Source organism: Enterobacter sp. Ap-1006 (assembly GCF_011752835.1).
Classification (GTDB): domain Bacteria; phylum Pseudomonadota; class Gammaproteobacteria; order Enterobacterales; family Enterobacteriaceae; genus Cedecea.
On record NZ_VWWU01000001.1, the window covers coordinates 1,123,855 to 1,145,645 of the forward strand.

A 21,791-nucleotide genomic window follows, 5' to 3' on the forward strand; every position below is an offset into this window, starting at 1 on the left:
TGAAAATTAACACGTAATGAATTCGTCAAAGCGAGTTAGCTTTTGCTGGCGTCCTGCCTTATTTACCCACCTGGTGACCGATAATACCGCCTACTGCCGCACCGCCAAGCGTCCCCAGCGTGCTGCCGTCGGTCAGTACTGCGCCACCCAGCGCACCGGCACCTGCGCCGATTGCCGTGTTGCGGTCACGCTTAGACCAGTTAGAACATGCACTCAGGGACATTGCGAGGGTAATAGCCAGCATTGCAGCGGCCACTTTTTTGTTATTTAAGGTCATCATACTTTCTCCAGAATAATTGATTCACGGAAGCCAGTCTCAGGTAAGTATAGTAAGAATTCACCACTTTACCGGACGGTTCGTGAAACGATGTCGCGATATAAGCTTAAAAAAGGGCAGGTGCGTTTATTACTCCCTGTTATATCGCTAAATTCTATTCTATTTTTTCCGTATGATTAACACAGGTAAAAACTCTTAATTCAAGCGTGGGAATATTCTGAGAGAGAAGAAGCCCGCGCGCGGCACGGGCAACAGAGACTTAGACGGCGGCGTAGGGGTCAACAATATCCACCTGCAGGTGGACTGCTTTCAGTTGCTCCAGCGTCTCCTGGCTAATTGCGGCGTCGGTGATAACGCGGTTGAAGCGTGAAATCGGGCCCAAAGTATACGGATGCACGTTGCCAAACTTGCTGCTGTCCGTCAGCACAATGGCCTCGCTACCTTTCTCCAGCACAGAATTCACCACGTCGGTACGCAGCATATCGCGCCCGGTAAAACCGGTTTCTGGCAAGAAACCGTCGATGCCGATAAAAGCCTTACTGAAATGCAGCTGCTGGATAAATTGGCGGGTAAGCGGCCCGACCATGCTTTCGCTTTTCTTCTGATAGATCCCGCCGACCAGAATGACTTCACAATCGGTGTCTTTCAGCAAATGGGCGATGTAGCTGCTGACGGTGATCAGCGTGACCTTTTTTTGCTCCGCCAGAGTACGGGCGAGAAGCGCGTTGCTGCTGCCGTTTTCGATAAACACGGTTTCACCATCATTCACCAGCGAGGCGGCATATTGCGCAAGCTGCAGCTTGAGGGTGTAGTTGTTCATCATGCGAGTTTCAACGTCATCGCTATCCAGCGGGACGGCAAAACCATGCGTGCGACGAAGGTAATTATTTTTTTCCAGCAGGTTTAAATCCTGGCGGATGGTGACTTCTGAAACGCCGGTTGTTTTCGCCAGAGAGGCGACGCTAACCCGGCCTTGATCGATAACCATCTGCAGGATAATTTGTTGTCTTGAGTTCATGTCAGCCAGTAGTCAGGCGGGGGGATTAACCCCGCCTTCTCGTCAAAGAGTATGTTCCGTGCGGGCTATAATATCATCCTGCGCGTCAGGAGATAAGGCCGTAAAGAAGGCCGAGTATCCTGCAACCCTTACCACCAAATCTCGATATTTATCAGGATTTTGTTTGGCTTCAAGCAGTGTTTCGCGGGAGACAATGTTGTACTGAACGTGCCAGCCCTTGTGTGATTCGAAGAAGGTGCGCAGCATAAACATTAATTTTTCACGATCGCGCGGATTATCTAACGTTGAAGGATTCAGTTTTTGGTTCAATAAAACACCGCCGAGGATTTTATTGGTCGGCAGTTTGCCCACGGAACTGATAACTGCCGTAGGGCCAAGATGATCGGTCCCGGACGCGGGGCTGGCGCCTTCTGCCAAAGGTGTATGTGCTTTCCGGCCATCCGGTGTGGCCATTGTGGCTGCGCCAAACGGCACGTTTGCTGAAATAGAAGAGGTTCCCGCGTAGTATGTTCCGCCAACAGGGCCGCGGCCAAAGCGCGTGTTGTGATAGCGCTTAAGTTCATCAATGTAGGTTTGATAGGCGCGGGCGAGCAGCATATCGACTTCGTCATCGTCGTTGCCGTATTTTGGCGCGCCGTTCATTAGTCGCTGGCGAAGCTGCTCGCCGCTCAGCCCGGCAAAATCGTTGGCCAGGGCATCCGCCAGCTGTTGCTGCCCGATGATGCCCTGTTCAAAGACCAGTTTTTTTACGGCTGAAAGGCTATTCCCAAGATTGGCAATCCCGACCTGAAGCCCTGAAACCCAGTCGTATTTGGCGCCGCCTTGCTTGATGCTTTTGCCTCGTTCAATGCAATCATCCACCAGCGCCGAACAAAGAATATCGTGCGCGTTTTCTTCCAACACGGTATCTACCACGCATTCGATCTCGATCGATTTTTGCGTGTAATAACGAATTTGCTGGTCCCAGGTTTCGAGGACTTCGTCAAACGAAGTGAAATTGCCTTCAGACAGCGCCTTTTGCTGTGGGAGGAAGATGCTTCCGCTGGTGGCATCCCGGCCATGTTCAAGGCTTGCCAGCATCACGCGGGCAAAGTTGATGAAGCTCATGCCGGTGCAACGGTAGCCCCATTTTCCGCCGACGGCGGTTTCAATGCAGCCGATAGCCGCATAGTCATAAGCATCTTCCCGGCTGACGCCAAGCTTTATGAATTCCTCGATAACAATTTCATCATTGTTAAACGCCGGCATGCCGAATCCGCAGCGAATCACCTGCACACAGGCATCAAGGAAGTCGCTGCTCATCCCGGCGTGATAGCGAACGCTGAGGTTAGGCTGAGTTGAGCGCAGGCGGCCGCAGGACTCAAGAATGGCCCAGGAGAGCGGGTTAACGGCATCCACCGCGACGCCGTGCACCAGCGTTTGTCCTCCGATGGTGACGTTTTGGTAAAGCGGGCTGCCGGCGGAAGCTTTTGAATGCGAGCCGGAGCGAATTTTATTCACCTCAAGCAGCTTCAGCCAGCAGCTTTGCAACAGTTCAATGGCCTGTTCCCGGCTGGTGGTTTGCTGTAATTCTACATCCCGGCGGTACCACGGATAAAGGTACTGATCGAGCCGACCAAAGGAGACGGAGTGCCCGTTGGATTCAATTTGCAGTACAAGCTGTACGAAATAGCTGAGCTGTAAAGCCTGCCAGAAAGTGACCGGCGGATTGCAGGCGATATGTTCGCAGTTTTCAGCGATCGCCAACAGTTCATCCCGGCGTGCCTCTCGTTTTTCGTCGGAGGCCATTTTCTTCGCCAATTCTGCGTAGCGTAATATATGGTCGCTCAGGGCAGCAAAAGTCATATCAATGGCCTTCAGGAACTGCTCTTTGTGCAGGTCGTCCCAGTCGGTAAGTTGCAAACGCCCGCGTCGCTCGGCGACTTTGTCACGCAACCCACTAATACCCAGCTCAAGCAGCAGCGGGAAATTCACCGCCAGGTGAGCGTCGCCGGAAGTCATATTGCCTTCGGCTTTTATGATCCCGGTCGCCAGCAGTGCCTTTTGCTCGTCGGTAAACATGCCATAACAGCGATCCTGCACCGTCTGTCCGCGCCACCAGGGGCAAATTTCATGCATGGCCGCTTTATCCGCGTCGGAAATTGAAAAGCCGGCACCCGGACGGTCGCCAAGCTCGTCGATTTCGCTCTCAATCCAACCCACGGTGTATTCCGGGAAGAACGGCGCCCCGCGCACATGGCTTGCCTGGTTGCCGACGATCAGCTCGTCATGTTTGATCCAGATGGTTCGCTCCGCCAGATGATGGGCCAGCGCCAGCGCGCGGCGAACCGGCAGCGGTTTATCCTGATGCTGCTGGTAAACAGCAGTGTAGTGGCGGGCACGCTCGGTGCAGACCGGCGGCTTCACGATATGTATCAGCGCTTCTTTGTGCGCCTTTATACGTGGGCTGAGAAAATTCAGGTTCAGTTCGGTCATGATGATTATCCTCTAATCCAGGCTGTCATGCCTTTTTGGCTGGCGTACTGTTCGGCGAAGTGCAGAAGGTCTGGTGCATCAAGCGGCCTGCTGGCGGCCAGGTAGGGCTGCTCCAACAGGGTGTATTTGTTAATCCCTAAGGTGTGATAAGGCAGAAAATGGATAGATTTCGCGCCAATTTCGTCGGCGGCAAAATCGCTGATGGCGCGGATGGAGCGTTCATCGGCGTTAAAATCGGGAATCAACGGCACGCGGATGGTCATCTCTACGCCGCGGGCGGCCAGCTTGCGAAAGTTATCCATCACGCGTTCGGCGTTGCCGTCGGTCCACTGCTGAAAGCGCGCTTTGTCTACGTGCTTAAGATCCGCCAGCAGCAAATCCAAAAAAGGTAATGAAGGCGCAATGTATTTCCAGGGCACGTGCAGGCAGGATTCCACGGCAGTATGCAGGTCGGCCTCTTTACTGCGCTGTAGCAGTTCCCGCGCCAGCTCTGGCTGCATAAAAGGCTCCCCGCCGGAAAGCGTAATCCCCCCTCCGCTGCGAGTATAAAAAGGTTTATCGCGCAGCACTGTGGCCATAATAGAATCCGCCGTTTTTACTTCACCGCAGACGGTCAACGCCTGGGTAGGGCAACACTCCCTCAGCGCATTGATAGCATTGGGGTTGAGTTTGCCACGGGCAATAACCAGTTCGCTGTCTACACGGGAAACCACGTCCGGTACGGCCTGCTGGCAAAGTTCGCAGCCGGCGATGCACAAACGGCGGTCCAGCAAAACGTCGCATTCACGGCTACGGCTTTCGGGATTCTGGCACCAGCGGCAGCCCAGCGAGCATCCTTTCAGGAAGACCACCGTGCGGATCCCTGGGCCATCGTGCGTGGAGTAGCGCTGAATATTGAACAGCATGGCATCATCTCTGTTTTGTTTCTTTCGTAAATTAAATTACTTTCGAATGAAAGTTATATTGATATTGATCAGCTAATCAATCGACAGTCGGGTTATGATGCGGTCAATGAGAGATCACTCTAATTCTGGAGAGCGTAATGGAACTGTATTTAGATACCGCAGATGTTGCCGCCGTTAAGCGTCTTGCCCGTGTTCTGCCGCTGCAGGGCGTAACCACCAACCCTTCCATCGTTGCCAAAGCGGGAATATCCCTGTGGGAAGTGCTGCCTGCACTGCAGGATGCTCTGGGGGGCGAAGGTCAGCTGTTTGCTCAGGTGATTGCGAACCATGCTGATGAAATGGTGAAAGAGGCACAGCTGCTAACCACGCGGGTACCAGGGCTGGTTGTTAAGGTTCCTACTACGCCGGAAGGCCTGGCGGCACTTAAACAGCTTAAAGTCCTCGGGATCCCAACGCTGGGTACGGCAGTTTATGGCGCGACGCAGGGGCTACTGGCCGCGCTGGCGGGCGCTGAATACGTTGCGCCTTATGTGAACCGGCTGGATGCTCAGGGCGGGGACGGAATTCAGATGGTGCAGGATCTCCAGCAGCTTCTGACGCTGCATGCCCCTGACGCGAAAGTGCTGGCAGCCAGCTTCCGCACGCCGCACCAGGCGATGTCATGCCTTCTGGCCGGCTGCGAAGCGATCACGCTGCCGATTGATGTGGTCGAACAGATGCTGGTCACGCCTGCGGTGACGGCGGCGATAGACGGGTTTGAAAAAGACTGGCAGGGGGCTTTCGGCTCGTTAACGCTCTAATCATTTATGGCCACCGTTCGCGGTGGCCTATATTTCCAAAAGAATTAAATTTCCCAGGGCGACTTTTTTTGCTCGCCGTCCTGCTTGTTTTCATCGTTATTTATGCTCAGCAATTCCGCTTTAAGGATCTCAAGGTTGTTTATCGCGGAGGCATAATCTTTGGCAACCAGAATATCCAGCACGGTATCAATACGTTTGGCAAGCTGCTGTGGATCCAGTGTTGGCATGGTTAATCCTGTCTGTGTTAGGGAATGAATCATTTATCCATAATGCAAAAAATAGCCGTTAAAGAGAAGGGCAGTCGGCGAATTCTTAGCCTTATTCTTCAATAAATTATCGCACAACATATAAGCATTAATTATTAATCCTTACGCTGCATTCATCAAACTACAGCCGTGGATTAGTCTGATCCTGCGATGACCGCACATTCATTTAATGAGGATCTGGCTATGACAGTTATCAACCAACCAACCTGCAAACTCTTTACTGACACTGCACGTTTTACTCAACTGTCTGGATATTACGAAGAAGAACGCCGTACAGTCTGGATGATGCTTCGTGCCCGCCCGCGCCCCTGCTTCAATCACGGACTTATCGAGGAAATAATGAACCTGGGATATATCGTCCAGAAGGCCGGATTTAAAGTCGATTTCTGGGTTACCGGCTCGCTGGTCCCCGGAATGTACAATACCGGCGGCGATTTAGGCTTTTTTGTGGAAACTATTCGCAATGGGCGTCGGGAGGCACTTCGCGCTTATGCCCGCGCCTGCGTGGACTGCGTGCACGCTGCGTCTCGCGGTTTTGATACGGGGGCGATCAGCCTGGCGATGGTCGAGGGCAGTGCGCTTGGCGGCGGATTTGAGGCGGCGCTCGCGCACCATTTCCTGCTGGCACAGCGCGATGCCAGGCTGGGATTCCCGGAAATTGCCTTCAACCTGTTTCCCGGGATGGGGGCGTACTCTTTGGTTGCTCGCCGCTCGGGCATGAAACTTGCTGAAGAGTTGATCTATAAGGGCGAGTCCCACACGGCGGAATGGTACCAGCAGCACGGGCTGGTAGATCAGCTGTTTGAGCCAGGGCAGGGATACCTGGCCACGCGTACCTTCATCGATACCCTACAGCCTAAACTTAACGGCGTGAAGGCCATGCTGCGCGCGCGGCAGCGCGTGTTACAGCTGCCGCGCTCAGAACTGATGGATATCACCGAAGACTGGGTGGATGCCGCATTTTGCCTGGAGGACAAGGACATTGCCTACATGGAACGGCTAGTCATGCTGCAAAACCGCCATACGTCGACGGCTCTGCGTAAAGCGGGCTAGCGCTTTGTTCTGGCCTGATAGCGCTTAAACCAACGCTCGAACACGGCAGCGGGCATTGGTTTTGCAAATAAGAACCCCTGCCGTTCGTTGACGCCGTTCTTGGTAAGAAAGGCGTCTTCTTTTTGGTTTTCCACGCCCTCGGCGATCACCTGTAAATTCAGCGCCTGCGCCACGGCCACGATGGCTCTCACCAGCGACTGAGACACGGAATGTTTATGCACGTCGCGCACAAAGGACTGATCGAGCTTAATGGCGTCGATAGGGAAGCGCGCCAGCTGCGATAAGGACGAGTACCCCGTGCCGAAGTCATCCAGATGCACCTGCGCTCCCAGTTGACTGAATTGCTTGATAACCGACAGCGCCAGCTCTTCGTTCTCGATAAGACAGCTCTCGGTCAGTTCAACGTCAATCGGGCAATATTCAAAATTCAGATCCTTCAGCGCTTGCTTGAGATCGCTAAAAATAGTCTGATCGGCGAGCTGGCGGGCGGACACGTTGACCGCCACGCGGAGATTAATGCCTTTGTCCCGCCACTTCGCCACCTGCTGCACAACGCTAACCATCACCCAGCGCCCTAGCGGCACAATCAGGCCGGACTCCTCGGCATAGGAAATAAAGCCATGAGGAGGAATCAGACCCCGTTCCGGAGACTGCCAGCGCACCAGCGCTTCCAGGCTACGGACTTCGCCGCGCCAGGTCATCTTGGGCTGGTAATGGATCACCAGTTGATCGTTATCCAGCGCTTTACGCAGATTGGTATCCAGCCACAAATACTCAAATACCCGCTGGTTCATCTCGGGAGAGAACACGCAAAACTTCCCGCGGCCGCTCTCTTTGGCGGTGTACATGGCGGTGTCGGCGTTACGAATCAGATTCTCTCGTTCATCCCCGTGCTGCGGGGCGAGAGAGATACCCAGCGAACAGCCGCTATAGACCTCAATCAGGCCGATCCTGAAGGGCTGCTTCAGGCGGGTCAGAATGCGGGAAGACATCGCTTCCAGCGAGCCCTGAGAGGTGTTTGTTGCCAGCACAATAAATTCATCGCCTCCGAGGCGCGCCAGCACCTGGCCTTCTTCGAGGCAGCTTAAAATCGCCAGCGACACGGCCTGCAATAGCTGATCGCCAAACATGTGGCCGTAGGCATCGTTCACTTTTTTAAAGTTATCGAGATCCAGATAAACGATGCCGACCTGCGTGTCGCCCCGTTTGGCGATGGCCTCGGTGATCAGGTCGTAAATGGCGTTGCGGTTAGGCAGTCCGGTGATGGTATCGGTATTGGCCAGCACCCGCAGTCGCTCCTGCGCGCGGCGCTCTTCGGTAATGTCGGTGCCGGAGCAAATCAGGTAGATTTCGTTTTTGCCGCTGCCGCTGTGGACAAACTTGTTGCGGAACAAAAACAGCCGCTGGCCTTTACGGGTTTTGACCCAACGTTCAACTTCATAGGAGCTGCCATTGCGAAAAAATCCGCTGATATTGCGCTTTGAGGCGGCGGCTTCGCTGCGGCTCATAAACAGCTTGAAGACATTCTGACCGATGACCTCATGCTCTTTCATCCCGGTGTATTCTTCACTTAACCGGTTGAAGCGCTGAATATTTCCCTGTTTATCAAGAATGACAATGACTGAATTCGCTTCAGAGACAACCTGCTCGGCAAAAGAGAGGCCCTGGACCAGGTCGCGGGCCACCGAGTGGGTGTCGTGCCAGGCCGAGGCGGTGCCCGCCCACTCGCGTTTAGACACTTTGCGGCCGACCATATGCACCGGGACTTCTATGCCGAACAGCGACAGCGTCATAGTCAGGCTGGAGGTAATCACCGTCATCTGACGAATTTCGTCGGCCTGTATCATGTCCAGCGCCACCACCTGGCCGGTGTCTGAATCTTCGCTGGCCGCCAGCTGAAGGGCGTTGCTGTCCGCCGGTAGACGCCAGTAGGGGCTGGTCGTCCCCAGGTAACGATAAAGCAGGTTCTGCTCCAAATCGTCTTTCATTCGTGCTCCTGAGCCTCAGGGGAAAATATCACCTAAATCTATTATTTATAGTAGCAACAGACGGCCGATGTTAAAGCCCCGGTAAAGAGGAAAAGATCTTGTTTTTGCAGAGGATGTGCAATATATCGGCACATTGAGATGACAGAAATGAAAAAGCCGGGCAGAGCGCCCGGCTTTATACGGTGAAAATCAGGATCAGGCCGCAGGGCGAGCGATAACGCTGCGCGTTTCCATGCGAACTTCCGCGATGGTCACGTCGATAACGTCGGTCACTTTATAAACGACTTCGCCCTTGATCTGCACGGTGCCGTTTTCCTGGCTGCAAACCAGCTCATCACGTACCGCGTGGATGAACGGTGCAGGGATAAATGCCACGGCCCCGTTGTCCACCAGGCGTACGCGCATCCCGCCGCGGCTAACATCGATAATCTCTGCTGCGAAGCGAGTATCGGTGCCGGCTTTCGGGCTCAGGAAGCGAGCGTACAGCCAGTCGCCCACGTCACGCTCGGCCATCCGGTTCAGACGGCGACGTTCCGCCATCTGGACGGTGGTTTCTTCCGCCGGACGCGTCGCCGCTTCGCCTTTAATAATCGCTTTCAGCAAACGGTGGTTAACCATATCGCCGAATTTACGGATTGGGGAAGTCCAGGTGGCATAGGCTTCGAGACCAAGGCCGAAGTGCGGGCCAGGCTCGGTGCTGATCTCGGCGAACGACTGGTAACGGCGAATGCGGCTGTCCAGGAACCCGGTAGGCTGGGCGTCCAGTTCGCGGCGCAGTTTGCAGAAACCGTCCAGCGTAAGGACTTCCTGCGCGTCCACGGTGATGCCGTGGGTTTGCAGCATGGTTGCCAGCTGTTCAGTATTGGCCGGATCGAAACCGGTATGAACGTTATAAATCCCGAAGCCCAGTTTCTCGCGCAGCACGATGGCCGCACAAACGTTAGCCGCAATCATCGACTCTTCAACGATACGGTTTGCGATACGACGCGGCTCGGCCACGATATCCAGCACTTCGCCTTTCTCGCCCAAAACAAAGCGGTAGTCCGGCCTGTCTTTAAAGACCAGAGCGTGGGTCTGGCGCCATTCGCTGCGGGTCAGACAAACGCGATGCAGCAGGCGAATTTGCTGCGCAATGGCGTCGCTCTGCGGCTGCCAGCCACCTTTCTCTTCCAGCCAGTCAGAGACTTCGTCATAAACCAGCTTGGCTTTGGACTCGATATTGGCGGCGAAGAAATGAATGTCGCTGGCGATAGCGCCGTCCTGCTCAATGGTCATGCGGCAGGCGAGGACAGGGCGGACAACGTTGGCTCGCAGGGAGCAGAGATCGTCTGACAGCTCGCGCGGCAGCATTGGAATGTTGAAGCCAGGCAGATAGTTGGTAAAGGCACGAATTTTGGCGATGCCGTCGAGCTTGCTGCCTTCTGCGATCCACGCCGTTGGGTCAGCGATGGCCACGGTCAGCTGCAGTTTGCCGTCGGCAAGTTCTTCAACGTACAGCGCATCGTCCATATCTTCGGTGCTGGCGCTGTCGATGGTGACAAAATCCAGCGACGTTAAGTCTTCGCGCACCAGGCCGTCGTCAAGCATCTCGGTGGCGACGCCGTCCGGCGCTTCGCGTTCAAGATTGTGGCGTGACAGTGTCACCCACCACGGCGCAAGGTGATCGTCGCCGAAGGTGATGAATTGCGTTAACTCGGCATAGAAGCCACGGTCGCCCTTTAGCGGGTGACGGCGCATTTCAGCTACCGCCCAGTCACCGTTCTGGAAGTCATGGGTCACGTCGCGAGCTGCGCGGCACTGAATGGCATCTCTCAACAGCGGATGATCCGGCACAATTGACAGGCGGTCGTCTTTTTTCTGAACGCGGCCAACAAAACGCGTCAGGAAAGGTTCGATAAGCGTTTCCGGCTCGGCGGACTCACGGTCTTTATCGGTGTGGATGACGGCGCTGATACGGTCGCCGTGCATCACTTTTTTCATCTGCGGCGGCGGAATAAAGTAGCTTTTATTCGCATCGACTTCGAGGAAGCCGAACCCTTTTTCCGTGCCTTTCACCACGCCTTCAGCGCGTGGAGTCTGAGAATGCAGTTGCTGTTTTAGCTGCGCGAGCAGCGGGTTATCCTGAAGCATATCGTTTCGTTTTCGTGGCCAAAAGAGCGGCTGACAGTTTTACGCGAAACCGTACCTTGCGGCAAGCGCTGATTGCCGTGAAGGCTTATGGATTCAGCGCTTGAGCGGTATTTCCCAGGCCAATTTTCAGGCGGTTTATCCACCCGGACAGCCCGGCACTAACCAGTAATTTCAGCACCTGCTGCTCGCTAAAACCTTGCTCATACAAAGGTTGAATCTGCGCGGCGCTAAATCTGTCCGGGGCGCGGGTTAACAGCTGCACGGCCTGAATAATCGCTTTTTCACGAGGGTGATTGTGACTCCAGGCGTTAAGCGCCCGTTCCCCGTTGCGCATCGCGTCCGGTAATCCAGCATCTCCCTGCCAGGCCGCCGCGGCATCGCTAAAGCAGGCGGCGCTGCCGTTAATCCGTGACGTCAGCATCACCACCAGTAGCGCATCGTCTGGTTGCTGCGCGGTGGTCTGCCAGAACAGACGGGTAAGCTGGCTGAGGTAAGACAGCGCCCGCTCATCGTGAGCAAGCAGCCAGGCAATATCACGCAGCGTGCGCAGCGGCTGGCTGATGCTCAAGACTTCCAGCTGTTCCGCCCGGGCATAACGCATTTCAACGGGCGCCAGCCCCGGAAGCCAGTTGACCGGGTACGGCGTAAACAACGCAGGTTCCGCGTCCTGTTGCCCGTCCAGCCCAGGCAGCCAGCGAACGGGCAGCCCCTGCAGCGCTTGCCAGACGGCAATAGCGCGCGCCTGGAAGCCCACGAAGCCGATAATCTGGGTAAAGGAGACAATATCGTCCACCGAGAGGCCGCATTCATCCAACTGCGCTAAGGCGCTATCGTCGATAAGCGTCGGCTGGCTGGCAAGCTGGCGGGCAAACTGGGTGATCTGAGTCAGGCGACGGTTGCTTTCGCGGGATGAGTCAGGGCCGGGCTGGGGAGCAAGGCGAGCGGCATAGTGGTTACACAGGCGCTGGACCCCGTAGACCTGCGCAACGGTCAGCGCCGTGCTCAGGCGATCGTAGCTACTCAGGGTGTGTAAACGCGTCACGTTAATCCTTTCCGGCAGCAGCACATCGGCTACCGCTCGGGCGGCATCAAGCCACGGGGCTTCAACAATCAATTGTGCTTCAGAAGGGGCTACATCAAGCAGAAAGCGGTCTTCAACCTGCGCTGCTTCGGGAACTAAAGGCAGTACATCCGCCGGGCACAGACTGGACTGGGTTTCATGATACCAGTGGCTTTTACCAGAAAAGCGGCGTTGTTCCATGGTCGTTCCTTGGTCAAAAAGTTTGCAGACCCGGATACAACGTGGAAACCGGGCCTGGTTCGCTGTTTTATCCTGGCGCAAGCTCGGGAGGTGACAAAAGAATGATCGGTGATAATAAATATCGGAAAGGTATAACTAAATCGGATTCAGGGGAGGAAAGCAGGGGGAAATAGCGAAGCGGGCCGCAGCCCGCTTCGCTCAGGAACAGAAATTAGTCTTTCAGTTCCAGCTCGTTCATGGCTGCGATGCTGAAGCCGCCGTCAACGTGAACCACTTCCCCGGAGATACCGGCAGACAGGTCAGAACACAGGAAGGCTGCGGAGTTACCCACGTCTTCAATGGTTACGGTGCGACGAATCGGGGTAACGGCTTCACAGTGGGCCAGCATTTTACGGAAGTCTTTGATACCGGAAGCGGCCAGAGTACGGATTGGGCCAGCGGAGATGGCGTTCACGCGCACGCCCTCTGGACCCATGGCATTAGCCATGTAGCGAACGTTAGCTTCCAGAGATGCTTTGGCCAGGCCCATAACGTTGTAGTTAGGGATTGCACGCTCTGCGCCCAGGTAGGACAGGGTCAGCAGGGCGGAACCTGGGTTCAGCATTTCACGGCAAACTTTTGCCATGGCAACGAAGCTGTATGCGCTGATGTCGTGGGCAATTTTAAAGCCTTCACGGGTAACGGCGTTCACGTAGTCGCCATCCAGCTGATCGCCAGGTGCGAAGCCGATGGAGTGAACGAAACCGTCAAATTTCGGCCAGCTTTTCGCCAGTTCGGTAAACAGCGCTTCGATGCTCTCATCTTCAGCCACATCGCAAGGCAGCACGATGCTTGAACCCAGCTCGGCAGCAAAACCTTCCACACGGCCTTTCAGCTTCTCGTTCTGGTAGGTGAATGCCAGCTCGGCGCCTTCGCGGTGCATCGCCTGTGCAATACCGTAGGCAATGGAGAGTTTACTGGCGACGCCAGTGATCAGAATGCGTTTACCGGTAAGAAAACCCATAGCTTTAATCCTTAATAGTCATTGTTGTTGCGGCCAGCAGGTGAAAAAACAGGCAGGCCGACGTTAAGACCGGGCGATTCTAACATGACTCCCGCGTAAGCGTTAATCCGACCACTTTTCCACGTCATAATTTGAGCCGCAGGGGTGTTGGCTGCACGCCCATTTCTCAGTCACTTACTTCAGTAAGCTCCTGAAAACTGCTCCCTTGCCGCCTACCTGCAACTCAAATTATCTAGTGGAAGTTGGGGGAGAATGATCGTGGCGAAGTAGTCTAAATCAACGATCCCTACGCCAGGCGTCAGCGGTTAAAGCCTCGCCGAAGTGGCTGTTAATCAGCCGTTTAGTCAACTCATGCAGCGGGGAGGCGAGCACGTCGGCCGTGCTGCCGCGCTCCACCACTTCGCCTTCGTGCATCACCATCACCTGGTCGCTGATGTGCTTCATCATGCCAATGTGCTGGGTCACGTAAATATAAGAAATGCCTTGTTTTTCCTGCAGTTCAAGCATCAGGTTAATCAGCTGCGATCGCATGGACATATCCAGCGACGCCAGCGCTTCATCGGCAATAATGACCTTCGGCCTGAGGATCAGCGCGCGGGCCAGGCCCAGACGCTGTTTTTGACCCGGCGCCAGCATATGCGGGTAATAGCTGGCGTGGTCCGGCAACAGGCCAACCATGCGCAAGGTGTCCAGAATGCGCTTTTGCCGCAGCTCTGGCTCAAGTTCGGTGTTTAGCCGCAGCGGGAAGTCCAGAATTTGCGAGATGCGCTGGCGTGGATTCAGGGAAGTACTGGGATCCTGGAATATCATGCGGATCCGCTGGCTACGCCAGGAGTAATCGCCGAAGTGGAGAGGGTGATCGTCAATCACTAACTCGCCGGTGGTCGGCTCAATCATCCCCGCCAGCATTTTTGCCAGCGTAGATTTACCCGAGCCATTTTCCCCGATAATCGCCAGCGTCTGCTTCTCGCGCAGCGTAAAGTTGAGCGGCTTCACCGCTTCGACGTGCTGGCGGTGAAACAAACCTGTACGGTAGCGAAACGTCTTACTTAAATTGCGGACTTCCAGCAGCGTTTCGACCATTACTGACTCTCCATATTCAGCGGGAAATGACAGGCGTAGAGGTGATTTTTCGCCCCTTCAAGCCTTGGCGCTTCAATGCATTTGCGCTGGGCATAAGGGCAGCGTGGCCCCAGACGGCAGCCCATCGGCAATTGCTCCAGCAGCGGAATCGCGCCCGGCATAGTGTTTAACCGGCTCTTGTGCGGCATCGGGCTACCAAAGTCAGGGATCGCGCGGATCAGCGCCTGGGTATACGGGTGGTGTGGCGTGGCAACCAGCTCTTCGCTCGTCGCGCTTTCCACGGTTTGCCCGCAGTACATCACGTTAATTTTATCCGCCCACTGGCTCAGCATCTGCAGGTCGTGGCTAATCAGCAGAATGGTGGTGTTGTTGTTCTGATTGAGCCGCGTTAACAGACGGAAAATCTGCGACTGCGTGGTCGGCTCCATGGCGTTGGTGGGCTCATCCGCAATCAGCAGGCGAGGCTGGTTTGCCAGCGCGATAGCGATCATAACCTTCTGGCATTCGCCTTCCGTCAGCTCGTACGGATAGCTGCTCATGGCGTCTCTGTGATCTTTAATCCCCACGCGGTGCAGCAGTTCGATGGCGCGGCGCTTGCGCCAGCCAAAGCGTTGCCACCAGCGGCCTTTATAAGTCCAGCCGGGAATATTTTGGGTCAACTGACGGCCAATTCTTTCCGACGGATCCAGGCAGGATTGTGGCTCCTGGAAAATCATCGACACGTTGTGGCCCACCAGGCGGCGACGCTCACGCGGCGAGAGCCGCAGCAGGTCGATATCGTCAAAGCGCATACGGTCGGCGGTAACCCGCCAGTTATCTTTGGTGACGCCACAGATAGCTTTCGCGATGAGACTTTTCCCTGAGCCGGATTCGCCGACCAGGCCGCGAATTTCCCCTTCGCCCAGCGTCATGCTCACGCGATCGACGGCTTTTACCCAACCTTCGGAGGTCATAAATTCGATGGTCAGATTGCGGATATCAAGTAGCGGCATTATTGCACCCCCGCGTTAATCGCGCGGCGCAGGCCGTCGCCAAGCAGGTTAACCAGCAGGACGCTTATCATGATGGCAGCCCCCGGCAGCATTACCGTCCAGGGCGCAACGTAAATCAGCTCCAGCGCATCACCGAGCATTGCGCCCCATTCCGGGGAAGGGAGCTGCGCGCCAAGATCGAGAAAACCGAGTGCGGCAATGTCCAGAATAGCCATAGACAACGCTCGTGTGATTTCTGTTACCAGCGTGGCGGTGATATTGGGCATGACGGCAAACCAGAGAATATTTAGCGTGGAAGCGCCATCCAGACGGGCGGCGACCACGTACTCTTTCTCCAGTTCATCGTGCACCGCGCTGTAGACTGAACGCACCATTCGCGGCAGCAGCGCCAGCCAGACGGCAAACATCGCATGGCTGAGATGGGGGCCAGCAAAGGCGACCACAATAATCGCCAGCAGCAGAGAAGGAATCGACAGCAGCGTATCGAGAATGTGGTTCAGCACCGCTGAGCGCAGACCGTGGGTCGACCCCGCTATCACGCCGAGCACGATGCCGCAGATTGTTGCCGCAAGCGTGACGACAAACGCGCCGCCCACCGTCGGAGCTGCGCCGCTCAGCAGGCGGCTTAGCACGTCACGGCCAAGATCGTCGGTACCGAGGAAGAACGAAACTTCCCCATAGCGGGACCATGACGGCGGCAAAAGCTGATAGCCCAGAAACTGTTGGTCAATTTGATACGGGGCAAAAAGACCGCCAAACAGGCACAGAATAGCCAGGCCGCCGCAGCCGTAGAGGCCAATCATCGCGGTGGTATCGCCATAGAATTTACGCCACGTCAGACGCAGCGTACTTGGCGGTCGCTTTTCGCGGTAGACGCTATCGTAAGGCATACCATTCCTTATGCTTCAGTGGGTTGGCCATAGCGCCCAAAATATCGGAAATCACGTTAACAATAATCACCAGCGAGCCAATCACCATCACCCCGGCGGAAATCGCCATGTAATCCTGCTGGCGGATAGCGTTAATCAGCCAGCGGCCAAGGCCCGGCCAGCTAAAGACCACTTCGGTGATCATCGCCAGCGTCAGCATGGTTGAAAACTGCAGGCCCAGGCGAGGGATCACCGGCGGCAGCGCGTTGTGCAGCACGTGGCGATGCAAAATAGTGAAGCGGGAAAGCCCGCGCGTGGCGGCGGCTTTGACGTAGTTCTGATCGAACACCTCGATGGTGCTGATCCGCATCAGGCGAATCACTTCGGTGGTCGGGGCGACGGCCAGGGCGGCGACCGGCAGCACCATATGGCGCAGGGCGCTGACGATCATTTCGCTGCGATAAGGCGAGTCCGAGAGCCACGCATCCACCAGCGCAAAGCCGGTGACGGACTTAACCTCATAAAGCAGGTCAAAACGCCCGGAGACTGGGAACCAGCCCAGCGTCAGCGAGAAGAACAGCGTCAGCAGCAGCGCCAGCCAGAACACCGGAATAGAAAAACCGACCAGTGCCAGGGCGCTGATCAGCCTGTCCTGCCACTTATTGCGCATGATGCCCGCCAGCATCCCCACCGGAATACCAATCAGCAGTGCCAGGCCGAAGGCCAGAATGCACAGTTCCATGGTGGCCGGGAACACGTCGCGTAATTGCTCGTTAATCGACTGGCCGTTAATGCTTGAGACGCCAAAATCCCAGTGCAACAGGCTCTCAAACCAGAACACCCAGGCGTTCCACAGCGAGGCACCCTGCAGCGGCGCGTGGGGCGTAAAATAGTTGAGGCTAAAGCCGACCACCGCCAGAAACAGCAGAGTGATCAGCAGCAGCAATAATCGTCGTAGCGTGAAAATGATCATTATTTTTTCGCCTCTTCATTTTCCCTGGACACGCCTGCAAACGAGGCGTTGCCGAACGGGCTGAGCACCAGGCCTTTCATGTCGTAGCGGTAGGCCTGCAGCCTTAACGAAGAGGCCAGCGGCAGCACCGGCAGCTCTGCGGAAAGAATATCCTGCGCTTCGTTGTAGGCTTCAATACGGGCGGAAAGCTGCTGGGAAGAGAGCGCTTTTTGCAGCACGCTGTCGAAATGCGGGTTACACCAGCGGGCATAGTTAGTTTGCGAGCCGATGGCCGCGCAGCTCAGCATCGGGCGGAAGAAGCTGTCCGGGTCGTTACTGTCCGTTGCCCAGCCGGCAAGCGTCAGATCGTGGTTCATGTCCATCAGTCTGGCTTCCTGGAAGCGGCCCTCCATCGGCACGATAATCACCTTCACGCCAATCTGCGCCATATCCGCCTGAATCAGCTCGGCGGTTTTGAGCGGGCTTGGGTTCCAGGCCTGGGAGCTGGTCGGCACCCACAGGCGGAGTTCCAGTTTATCCACGCCCAGGGCCCGTAATTGCTCACGGGCTTTCGCCGGGTTGTATTCGGTAATTTTTGCGTCGTTATCGTAGGCCCAGGAGGCGCGAGGCAAAATGGATGCGGCCGTTTCTGCCGTGCCGTAATAAATAGACTGCATCAGGCGCTGATTATTAATGGCAAGGGACAGCGCGTGGCGAACGGCCGGGTTATTCAGCGGCGGCTTGTTGGTGTTAAACGCCAGGTACGCGATATTCATGCCCGGGCGCAGCGTCAGGCGCAGACGCGGATCGTCGCGCAGAATAGTCAACTGACTTGCCGCAGGCCAGGCCAGCACGTCGCATTCGCCGGTGAGCAGTTTGGAAAGACGGCCGGTGCCGCCGGAACCGAGATCGACCACCACCTGCGGCATCAGCGGTACGCCGCGCCAGAAGTGCTGGTTGCGCGCCAGGCGAATGTACTGCCCGGCACGGTATTCGCTGAGCAGGAAAGGGCCGGTGCCGACCGGCTGTCTGTCCATCAATTCCTGATGGTCAGATTTGGTCAACTGCGCGGCGTATTCGGCGGACATCACCGACGCGTAATGGGTCGCCAGATGCCAGAGGAAGGAGGCGTCCGGCTTATTGAGGCGGAATTCAACGGTATTGTCATCCAGCTTGCGAACGCTTTTCACCGTTTCCGGGAACTGGAGACTGTCGAAATAGGGGTAGCTGCCGCCGTTAACGTTATGCCACGGATGGTTGCGGTCGAAGATACGCTCAAAGGTAAACACCACATCATCGGCGTTTAGCGCGCGGGTGGGTTTAAACCAGGCGGTAGTCTGGAACTGGACATTGTGGCGCAGGTGGAAACGGTAAGTCGCGCCGTTATCCAGCACTTCCCAGCTTTCCGCCAGTTCAGGCACCAGGCGATAGGTATAAGGGTCAACGTCCAGCAGGCGGTCATAAAGCTGCGCCGCCAGCGTGTCGACGGTCAGGCCGCCGCTGGTCATTTGCGGGTTAAAGGTGTTGACCTGCCCGTTGACGCAATAAACAAAGCCACTGCGGCGAATATCTGCCGGTTTTTCAGCGGGCGCAGCGGCACGCGCCGCGCCGCTCAGGCAGCATAAACCCAGTAACAGGGAGGAGAGCATTCCGCGCATAAGTTTTTGAGTTATCTCAAGTGATGGGCAAAGTGTATCGCACTCTTGCCTTCTCCCCAAAATTACTGGTGACGATCGGCAATTTTCTGCGCAGGACGATGAAAAAAACGCCGCTCAGTCCGGCGTCAGGCTGCTTAATTGGTGTTTTTTCAGCATCGCTCGTAGCTGATGATAACTCACGCCCAGCAGTTCTGCAGCCCGGCGCTGGTTAAAAGTTGCCTGCTTCAGGCTTTGTTCCAGCAGGTTTTTCTCCTGCTCGTTTTGCCAGCTTCGCAGATCGAGCGGCAGGCCGGGCAGGTGCGCCGGAGCCTCTTGTCTGGCCTGATGGAGCGGGGCAGGTTTATGAGTGAAGGGGTTAAGGATAATATTGTCCAGCGCCTCATCGCTTGAGCCGTGGCGGTACACCGAGCGCTCAACCACGTTTTTCAGCTCGCGGATATTGCCCGGCCAGCCGTAGTTAAGCAGCGTCTCGCAGGCCATCCCGGTAAAACCGGGGAACAGCGGCAAATTAAGTTCCCGGCACATTTGAATCGCAAAGTGATCGGCCAGCAGCAGGATATCCGATCGCCGCTCGCGCAGGGGCGGGAGCATCACCACGTCAAACGCCAGCCTGTCGAGCAAATCGGCGCGGAATTTCCCTTGTTCGGCCAGCTCCGGTAAATCGGCATTGGTGGCGCAGACGAGGCGAGTATTCACCTGTAGCGGCTGGCTGCCGCCCACGCGCTCAAGTTCACCGTATTCCACCACCCGCAGCAGCTTCTCCTGCACCAACATTGGGGCCGTGGCCAGCTCATCAAGAAACAGCGTTCCGCCTTCAGCTCGTTCAAAACGACCCTGATGGCGCTTCTGCGCGCCGGTAAACGCGCCGGCTTCGTGGCCAAACAGCTCGCTGTCGAGCAGGTTTTCGTTCAGTGCCGCACAGTTGAGGGAGATAAAAGGCCCCTGCCAGCGGCGGGAGAGGAAATGCAGGCGGTTGGCGATGAGTTCCTTCCCGGTGCCGCGTTCGCCGATGACCAGCACCGGTTTATTCAGCGGGGCCAGGCGGGAAACTTGTTCCATGACCTCCAGAAAGCTATTAGCTTCTCCAATGAGGCTGTCCTTGTTTTCAGGCATGGTTAAATTCCCTAATAGTTAGTTAATTTAACCACTATAGCGGCTTTTGTGGGATCGTCAAATTTACATTAATTCTTATTAATCAATGAAGTAAAAAGTTGGCACGGATGCTGCAATATCCTGTCAGAGCAGAGTGCCTGGCACCTGAGATAATGACTAAGAGGATTGAATTATGGGTATTTTTTCTCGTTTTGCCGACATCGTGAATGCGAACATCAACTCCCTGCTGGAGAAAGCGGAAGATCCGCAGAAGCTGGTGCGCCTGATGATTCAGGAAATGGAAGACACGCTGGTAGAAGTGCGTTCCACTTCAGCCCGCGCGCTGGCCGAAAAGAAACAGCTGAGCCGCCGTGTGGAACAAGCTACCGCGCAGCAGGCCGAATGGCAGGAAAAAGCCGAGCTTGCGCTGCGTAAAGAAAAAGAAGATCTGGCGCGTGCCGCGCTGATTGAAAAACAGAAGCTAACCGACCTGATCGTCACGCTGGAAAATGAAGTTGTGCACGTGGATGAAACTCTGGCGCGCATGAAGAAAGAAATCGGCGAGCTGGAAAACAAGCTGAGCGAAACCCGCGCTCGCCAGCAGGCGCTGACCCTGCGTCATCAGGCTGCTTCTTCTTCACGCGATGTTCGCCGCCAGTTGGATAGCGGTAAACTGGATGAAGCGATGGCCCGGTTCGAATCTTTCGAGCGCCGCATCGACCAGATGGAATCCGAGGCGGAAAGCCACGCCTTTGGCAAACAGAAGTCTCTGGACGCGCAGTTTGCCGAGCTAAAAGCCGATGATGAAATCAGCGCCCAGATAGCTGCGCTGAAAGCAAAAATGAACCAGGATCGTCAATAATAATCCAGGCCGCGATGCGCCCGGCGCATCGCGACTCAAGCCTGACCCGTAAGGAGTACACATGACTGCGCTTTTTCTTGCTATCCCGCTGACCATCTTTGTGCTGTTTGTGGCACCGATTTGGCTGTGGCTTCACTACAGCAATCGTCCTGATGCTGGGCAGCTTTCACAGAGTGAGCAGCAGCGGCTCGCCCAGTTGACCGATGAGGCGCGACAGATGCGGGAGCGCATTCAGTCTCTGGAACAGATCCTTGATGCTGAACACCCGAACTGGAGAAACAACTAATGGTGAATTCATTTTCCGGTCGTAAGCTGTGGCGTATCCCTGAGAAAGGGATGGTAAAAGGAGTTTGCGCGGGTATTGCGCAATACCTTGATGTGCCGGTCAAACTGGTCCGCGCCATTGCAATTTTATCGATATTCTTTGGCCTGTCGTTCTTTGTGCTGGTGGCCTACATCGTGATGACATTTGTGCTGGACCCGATGCCCTACGGCGCAGATGAAAAAGATACGCAACCGACCAACCGCGATCTGCTGAACGCGGTGGATGCGGAACTGGCCGCCGGTGAGCAACGTTTACGCTCAATGGAGCGTTACATTACGTCTGACACTTTCACGCTGCGCAGCCGTTTTCGCCAGCTGTAAAACAACCCTCTCCCCAGGAGAGGGGATAAACAGGTTTTCTCCCTCTCTTGGGGGAGAACGCCGGGGTGAGGGCGCACAGGCTCAATGCTAACCACCCACCGCAATTAACCGCTTTTGGAGAGACAATGACTACATTCCATTCCGTCAGCCAGAAAGCTAAACCAGGCCTGAAACTTGCCGGGAAGCTTGCTTTACTTGCCGCGCTGCGGTTCGGCCCGGCGGGTTTTGCGGCGTGGGCAATCAAATCGGTAGCCCGCCGCCCGCTGAAAATGATACTGGCCGTGGTGCTGGAGCCGTTACTGACCCGCATCCTGCGCAACGTCTCTGACCGTTACGACCGCCGCATGGCAAAATAACCCTCCTCGCGGCGGCGAAATGTTCCGCTTAATGTTTTGATTCTTGGTAATCAGCCCCATTTGATATTATCAATAAAGGTATTTTCTGCAGCGGAAGGCAATCAGG

General features: G+C 55.7%; 21 protein-coding genes. 6 read left to right on the plus strand and 15 right to left on the minus strand.

What is annotated here, in order from left to right:
• Window positions 1-58: 58 nt before the first annotated feature.
• From osmB to F3J28_RS05245, 4 genes are all read right to left on the minus strand, one after another.
• On the minus strand, window positions 59-277 hold the full coding sequence (gene osmB, locus F3J28_RS05230) for an osmotically-inducible lipoprotein OsmB (RefSeq protein WP_008461331.1): 219 nt from the start codon (window positions 275-277) through the stop codon (window positions 59-61).
• Between the two features lie 259 nt (window positions 278-536).
• Window positions 537-1,295: a DNA-binding transcriptional regulator YciT gene (gene yciT / locus F3J28_RS05235; RefSeq protein ID WP_166873420.1), complete on the minus strand. Its 759-nt coding sequence runs from the start codon at window positions 1,293-1,295 to the stop codon at window positions 537-539.
• Between the two features lie 42 nt (window positions 1,296-1,337).
• A complete protein-coding gene (locus F3J28_RS05240) occupies window positions 1,338-3,770 on the minus strand; it encodes a formate C-acetyltransferase/glycerol dehydratase family glycyl radical enzyme (RefSeq protein WP_166873423.1) in 2,433 nt (810 codons plus the stop codon).
• A gap of 5 nt (window positions 3,771-3,775) precedes the next feature.
• A complete protein-coding gene (locus tag F3J28_RS05245; protein WP_166873425.1) occupies window positions 3,776-4,675 on the minus strand; it encodes a glycyl-radical enzyme activating protein in 900 nt (299 codons plus the stop codon).
• Window positions 4,676-4,812: 137 nt separating this feature from the next.
• Here F3J28_RS05245 and fsa point away from each other — a divergent pair, with 137 nt between their 5' ends.
• The gene (gene fsa, locus F3J28_RS05250) at window positions 4,813-5,475 is read left to right on the plus strand and encodes a fructose-6-phosphate aldolase (RefSeq protein WP_166873428.1); all 663 of its coding nucleotides are present in this window, start codon (window positions 4,813-4,815) and stop codon (window positions 5,473-5,475) included.
• 44 nt (window positions 5,476-5,519) lie between these two features.
• Here fsa and yciZ read toward each other — a convergent pair whose 3' ends face one another.
• Window positions 5,520-5,702 (minus strand): protein YciZ/DeoL, encoded by a 183-nt coding sequence (yciZ, locus tag F3J28_RS05255; RefSeq protein ID WP_008461338.1) that lies wholly within the window; start codon window positions 5,700-5,702, stop codon window positions 5,520-5,522.
• A gap of 222 nt (window positions 5,703-5,924) precedes the next feature.
• On the opposite strand from yciZ, the gene F3J28_RS05260 reads away from it, so the two are divergent.
• Entirely contained in the window at window positions 5,925-6,794 is an 870-nt protein-coding gene (locus F3J28_RS05260; protein ID WP_039294035.1) for a crotonase/enoyl-CoA hydratase family protein, read from the plus strand.
• Here the strand turns inward: F3J28_RS05260 and pdeR are convergent.
• From pdeR to pspF, 10 genes are all read right to left on the minus strand, one after another.
• Window positions 6,791-8,782 carry a cyclic di-GMP phosphodiesterase gene (pdeR, locus tag F3J28_RS05265; RefSeq protein ID WP_166873431.1) on the minus strand — a complete coding sequence of 664 codons (1,992 nt, stop codon included), beginning with the start codon at window positions 8,780-8,782 and terminating at the stop codon, window positions 6,791-6,793. The genes F3J28_RS05260 and pdeR overlap by 4 nt on opposite strands.
• A gap of 195 nt (window positions 8,783-8,977) precedes the next feature.
• Window positions 8,978-10,912 carry an exoribonuclease II gene (locus F3J28_RS05270; RefSeq protein ID WP_166873434.1) on the minus strand — a complete coding sequence of 645 codons (1,935 nt, stop codon included), beginning with the start codon at window positions 10,910-10,912 and terminating at the stop codon, window positions 8,978-8,980.
• A gap of 85 nt (window positions 10,913-10,997) precedes the next feature.
• Complete coding sequence (locus F3J28_RS05275) at window positions 10,998-12,173, minus strand: CMD domain-containing protein (protein WP_166873436.1); 1,176 nt, start codon at window positions 12,171-12,173, stop codon at window positions 10,998-11,000.
• Window positions 12,174-12,384: 211 nt separating this feature from the next.
• The gene (gene fabI, locus F3J28_RS05280) at window positions 12,385-13,176 is read right to left on the minus strand and encodes an enoyl-ACP reductase FabI (RefSeq protein ID WP_039294025.1); all 792 of its coding nucleotides are present in this window, start codon (window positions 13,174-13,176) and stop codon (window positions 12,385-12,387) included.
• A 276-nt stretch (window positions 13,177-13,452) separates the two neighbouring features.
• Window positions 13,453-14,259, minus strand: a complete 807-nt coding sequence (gene sapF / locus F3J28_RS05285; RefSeq protein ID WP_008461344.1) for a putrescine export ABC transporter ATP-binding protein SapF — start codon at window positions 14,257-14,259, stop codon at window positions 13,453-13,455.
• Window positions 14,259-15,251 carry a putrescine export ABC transporter ATP-binding protein SapD gene (sapD, locus tag F3J28_RS05290; RefSeq protein WP_166873439.1) on the minus strand — a complete coding sequence of 331 codons (993 nt, stop codon included), beginning with the start codon at window positions 15,249-15,251 and terminating at the stop codon, window positions 14,259-14,261. The genes sapF and sapD overlap by 1 nt, the downstream gene beginning before the upstream one ends.
• The gene (gene sapC, locus F3J28_RS05295; RefSeq protein ID WP_008461347.1) at window positions 15,251-16,141 is read right to left on the minus strand and encodes a putrescine export ABC transporter permease SapC; all 891 of its coding nucleotides are present in this window, start codon (window positions 16,139-16,141) and stop codon (window positions 15,251-15,253) included. Before sapC ends, sapD begins: the two co-directional genes overlap by 1 nt.
• Window positions 16,128-17,093, minus strand: a complete 966-nt coding sequence (gene sapB / locus F3J28_RS05300) for a putrescine export ABC transporter permease SapB (protein WP_166873441.1) — start codon at window positions 17,091-17,093, stop codon at window positions 16,128-16,130. The genes sapC and sapB overlap by 14 nt, the downstream gene beginning before the upstream one ends.
• Window positions 17,093-18,730 (minus strand): ABC transporter substrate-binding protein SapA, encoded by a 1,638-nt coding sequence (gene sapA / locus F3J28_RS05305; protein WP_166873444.1) that lies wholly within the window; start codon window positions 18,728-18,730, stop codon window positions 17,093-17,095. The genes sapB and sapA overlap by 1 nt, the downstream gene beginning before the upstream one ends.
• 114 nt (window positions 18,731-18,844) lie before the next feature.
• Window positions 18,845-19,843 carry a phage shock protein operon transcriptional activator gene (gene pspF / locus F3J28_RS05310; protein WP_166873446.1) on the minus strand — a complete coding sequence of 333 codons (999 nt, stop codon included), beginning with the start codon at window positions 19,841-19,843 and terminating at the stop codon, window positions 18,845-18,847.
• 172 nt (window positions 19,844-20,015) lie between these two features.
• On the opposite strand from pspF, the gene pspA reads away from it, so the two are divergent.
• The 4 genes from pspA (at window position 20,016) to pspD (ending at window position 21,685) form a co-directional block, all read left to right on the plus strand.
• Entirely contained in the window at window positions 20,016-20,684 is a 669-nt protein-coding gene (gene pspA, locus F3J28_RS05315; protein WP_008461354.1) for a phage shock protein PspA, read from the plus strand.
• Between the two features lie 61 nt (window positions 20,685-20,745).
• A complete protein-coding gene (gene pspB / locus F3J28_RS05320) occupies window positions 20,746-20,970 on the plus strand; it encodes an envelope stress response membrane protein PspB (RefSeq protein WP_008461355.1) in 225 nt (74 codons plus the stop codon).
• Window positions 20,970-21,329, plus strand: a complete 360-nt coding sequence (gene pspC, locus F3J28_RS05325) for an envelope stress response membrane protein PspC (protein WP_039303566.1) — start codon at window positions 20,970-20,972, stop codon at window positions 21,327-21,329. Before pspB ends, pspC begins: the two co-directional genes overlap by 1 nt.
• Before the next feature lie 125 nt (window positions 21,330-21,454).
• The gene (gene pspD / locus F3J28_RS05330) at window positions 21,455-21,685 is read left to right on the plus strand and encodes a phage shock protein PspD (RefSeq protein WP_008461357.1); all 231 of its coding nucleotides are present in this window, start codon (window positions 21,455-21,457) and stop codon (window positions 21,683-21,685) included.
• Window positions 21,686-21,791: the final 106 nt, after the last annotated feature.

What these genes read in the sequence shown, in the direction of transcription:
- osmB (WP_008461331.1), bottom strand. Translation starts at nt 277, where the DNA reads ATGACCTTAAATAACAAAAAAGTGGCCGCTGCAATGCTGGCTATTACC.
- yciT (WP_166873420.1), bottom strand. Translation starts at nt 1,295, where the DNA reads ATGAACTCAAGACAACAAATTATCCTGCAGATGGTTATCGATCAAGGC.
- F3J28_RS05240 (WP_166873423.1), bottom strand. Translation starts at nt 3,770, where the DNA reads ATGACCGAACTGAACCTGAATTTTCTCAGCCCACGTATAAAGGCGCAC.
- F3J28_RS05245 (WP_166873425.1), bottom strand. Translation starts at nt 4,675, where the DNA reads ATGCTGTTCAATATTCAGCGCTACTCCACGCACGATGGCCCAGGGATC.
- fsa (WP_166873428.1), top strand. Translation starts at nt 4,813, where the DNA reads ATGGAACTGTATTTAGATACCGCAGATGTTGCCGCCGTTAAGCGTCTT.
- yciZ (WP_008461338.1), bottom strand. Translation starts at nt 5,702, where the DNA reads ATGCCAACACTGGATCCACAGCAGCTTGCCAAACGTATTGATACCGTG.
- F3J28_RS05260 (WP_039294035.1), top strand. Translation starts at nt 5,925, where the DNA reads ATGACAGTTATCAACCAACCAACCTGCAAACTCTTTACTGACACTGCA.
- pdeR (WP_166873431.1), bottom strand. Translation starts at nt 8,782, where the DNA reads ATGAAAGACGATTTGGAGCAGAACCTGCTTTATCGTTACCTGGGGACG.
- F3J28_RS05270 (WP_166873434.1), bottom strand. Translation starts at nt 10,912, where the DNA reads ATGCTTCAGGATAACCCGCTGCTCGCGCAGCTAAAACAGCAACTGCAT.
- F3J28_RS05275 (WP_166873436.1), bottom strand. Translation starts at nt 12,173, where the DNA reads ATGGAACAACGCCGCTTTTCTGGTAAAAGCCACTGGTATCATGAAACC.
- fabI (WP_039294025.1), bottom strand. Translation starts at nt 13,176, where the DNA reads ATGGGTTTTCTTACCGGTAAACGCATTCTGATCACTGGCGTCGCCAGT.
- sapF (WP_008461344.1), bottom strand. Translation starts at nt 14,259, where the DNA reads ATGGTCGAAACGCTGCTGGAAGTCCGCAATTTAAGTAAGACGTTTCGC.
- sapD (WP_166873439.1), bottom strand. Translation starts at nt 15,251, where the DNA reads ATGCCGCTACTTGATATCCGCAATCTGACCATCGAATTTATGACCTCC.
- sapC (WP_008461347.1), bottom strand. Translation starts at nt 16,141, where the DNA reads ATGCCTTACGATAGCGTCTACCGCGAAAAGCGACCGCCAAGTACGCTG.
- sapB (WP_166873441.1), bottom strand. Translation starts at nt 17,093, where the DNA reads ATGATCATTTTCACGCTACGACGATTATTGCTGCTGCTGATCACTCTG.
- sapA (WP_166873444.1), bottom strand. Translation starts at nt 18,730, where the DNA reads ATGCGCGGAATGCTCTCCTCCCTGTTACTGGGTTTATGCTGCCTGAGC.
- pspF (WP_166873446.1), bottom strand. Translation starts at nt 19,843, where the DNA reads ATGCCTGAAAACAAGGACAGCCTCATTGGAGAAGCTAATAGCTTTCTG.
- pspA (WP_008461354.1), top strand. Translation starts at nt 20,016, where the DNA reads ATGGGTATTTTTTCTCGTTTTGCCGACATCGTGAATGCGAACATCAAC.
- pspB (WP_008461355.1), top strand. Translation starts at nt 20,746, where the DNA reads ATGACTGCGCTTTTTCTTGCTATCCCGCTGACCATCTTTGTGCTGTTT.
- pspC (WP_039303566.1), top strand. Translation starts at nt 20,970, where the DNA reads ATGGTGAATTCATTTTCCGGTCGTAAGCTGTGGCGTATCCCTGAGAAA.
- pspD (WP_008461357.1), top strand. Translation starts at nt 21,455, where the DNA reads ATGACTACATTCCATTCCGTCAGCCAGAAAGCTAAACCAGGCCTGAAA.